This window comes from Variovorax sp. 01T439_2, from assembly GCF_056398445.1.
Genome location: NZ_JBFTPJ010000915.1, coordinates 1 through 2,348 on the forward strand (window position 1 = coordinate 1; position 2,348 = coordinate 2,348).

At 68.9% G+C, this 2,348-nt stretch carries 2 protein-coding genes and 1 pseudogene; 1 reads left to right on the plus strand and 2 read right to left on the minus strand.

Annotated features, from left to right (window positions below):
• Window positions 1–755, plus strand: a 755-nt coding sequence (gene lnt / locus AC1DOC_RS29715) for an apolipoprotein N-acyltransferase (RefSeq protein ID WP_478131127.1), incomplete at its 5' end; no start/stop codon positions are given.
• A gap of 22 nt (window positions 756–777) precedes the next feature.
• Here lnt and AC1DOC_RS29720 read toward each other — a convergent pair.
• Complete coding sequence (locus AC1DOC_RS29720) at window positions 778–2,151, minus strand: FAD-binding oxidoreductase (RefSeq protein WP_478131128.1); 1,374 nt, start codon at window positions 2,149–2,151, stop codon at window positions 778–780.
• A gap of 9 nt (window positions 2,152–2,160) precedes the next feature.
• A pseudogene (locus tag AC1DOC_RS29725) lies at window positions 2,161–2,348 on the minus strand (ABC transporter permease); the annotation flags it as partial.

A 2,348-nucleotide genomic window follows, 5' to 3' on the forward strand; every position in this document is an offset into this window, starting at 1 on the left:
ATGCCAAGGCCTCGCTCGTGGTGACCCCCGAAACCGCACTGCCGCTGCTGCCGCAGCAACTGCCCGAGGGCTACCTGGAGGCGATCCAGGCGCGCTACAGCCAGGGCACGCAGGCGGCCATCGTCGGCCTGCCGCTGGGCCGCCAGGGCACCTACAGCAACGCGGTGCTCGGCTTCCAGCCCGGTGCGGCGCAGCCCTACCGCTACAGCAAGCACCACCTGGTTCCGTTCGGCGAATTCATTCCGCCGGGCTTTCGCTGGTTCATCCGCATGATGAACATCCCGCTCGGCGACTTCGCGCGCGGCGGCCTGGCGCAGGCGCCCTTTGCCTGGCAGGGCCAGCGCATTGCGCCGAACATCTGCTACGAAGACCTGTTCGGCGACGAGATCGGCGCCAACTTCAAGGACGAGGCCACGGCGCCGACCATCCTGCTCAACGTGAGCAACATCGCGTGGTTCGGCAACTCGGTGGCCATCGACCAGCACCTGGCCATCTCGCGCATGCGCTCGCTCGAATTCGCGCGGCCGATGGTGCGCGCCACCAACACCGGCGCCACGGTGGTCATCGATGCCGAAGGCCGCGTCACGCACCAGCTGCCGCGGCTCACGCGCGGCGTGCTCGAGGCCTCGGTCGAAGGCCGGACGGGGCTCACGCCCTTTGCGCGCTGGGTCGCGCACTTCGGGCTGTGGCCGCTGTGGATTGCGGCGATCGCCATCATGGCCATCGCCTTCGTGCTGCGCCGGCGCCAGGGCTGACCCGGCGGCGTCCCCGTCGTCGTCAGACCTCCGCCGGCACCGCCTTCACGGGCCAGTCGCGCAGCTTGCCCGGGTTCAGCAGGCCCATCGGGTCGAAGCGCTTCTTCATCTCGATGACCTCGGGCGGCAGCGGCCCGCCCGCCTTGCCGTCCTCCACGATGTTCACGTGCGGGTTGTTGATGTGCACGCCGCGCGCGCGGTGGATGTCGATGATCTCCGCGAGACGCTCCTCGGTGCTGAAGCGCACCAACTGCAGCCCGCTGCAGGTCATGAGCCCGGCCACGTTGCGGATGAACTCGGTGTGYATCATCACCTCGCCGCCCAGCAGCTGCTCCATCTCGATGATCTGCTCGACGTGCCGGCCCGGCACGAAGCCGCTCTGCAGGTAGGTGAGCGAGGGGTCGACCTTGAGCGCATGCAGCGTGGTGTGGTTCCAGGTGAACTCCATCAGCGTGCGGTTGCTCTTTTGCACCTCGGCCGCGGTCCTGCGGTAGCTCACGGTGCCGCCGTGCGCCTCGGCCAGCTGCTGCATGGCCGGCTCGCAGGATTCGGCCACCAGCGACAGCACCGTGTGGCAGCCCTTGGGCAGGTGCGCCGCGAGTTGTGCCAGGTGGTCCGAGATCGGCGCGGCGAAGAAGGCGATCTCCCGCTTCACGATGCCGGGCGCATTCGCGAGCTTGTCGGCGAAGTGCAATGCATCCGCGAAGCTATCGAAAGTCACCAGCGTCTCGAGCCAGGGATGCGCCGGTGCCAGTGCGATTTCCAGCTCCAGCACCAGCCCGTTGGTGCCCCAGAGGTGGTGCATGCGCATGGCTTCGGCGCCGCGCAACTCGATCACCTGCGGCTCGGGCTCGATGGTCATCGCGCGGATGCCCAGCACATTGCCGGGCGCGCCCAGCGGCCCGTAGTTGATGGAGCCCACGCCGCCGAAGCCGCCGCCGAACAGGCCGCCAAGCGTGGCGCTGCGGTAGGTGGAAGGCATGCTGCGCATCTCCTGGCCCGAGGGCTTGGTCTGCTTCTCGAGCTCGCCCAGGCGGATGCCGGCCTGCGCGCGGGCCACGCCGGGCTGCATCCACAGGAAGGCGTTGTAGCCGGTCATGTCGAGCACCACGCCACCCGCGAGCGGCGTGGTCTGGCCGTAGTTGCCGGTGCCGCTGCCGCGCAGCGTGATCGGCACGCCGCGGCGCGCGCAGGCACCGACCACGGCGCGGATCTCGTCCTCGGTGCGCGGACGCACGGCCACGTCGGCGCGCTTGTCCTTCAACTGTCGGTTGAGCACAGGGCTGAACCACGAGAAGTCCTGCGACAGGCGCGTGACGCGGCCCTCGTCGGTGATCCAGTCGAGGCCGGGCAGTTCGAGCCGCAGCTCTTCGATGGCGGAAATGGAGGCGGTCATGGTCAAGGTTCAATCCTGGGAAAGTTCGCTCGCGTGCCACGAGCCCAGCGCCAGCTTGGTGAGCCAGGCCATCAGCACGAAGAGCGCGACGCCGGTCAGCGAGATCAGGAGCAGGGCCGCGAACATGCGCGGGATGTTCAGCTGGAAGCCGGCCTGGAGGATCTGGTAGGCCAGGCCCGCGCCCGAGCCACCGGTGC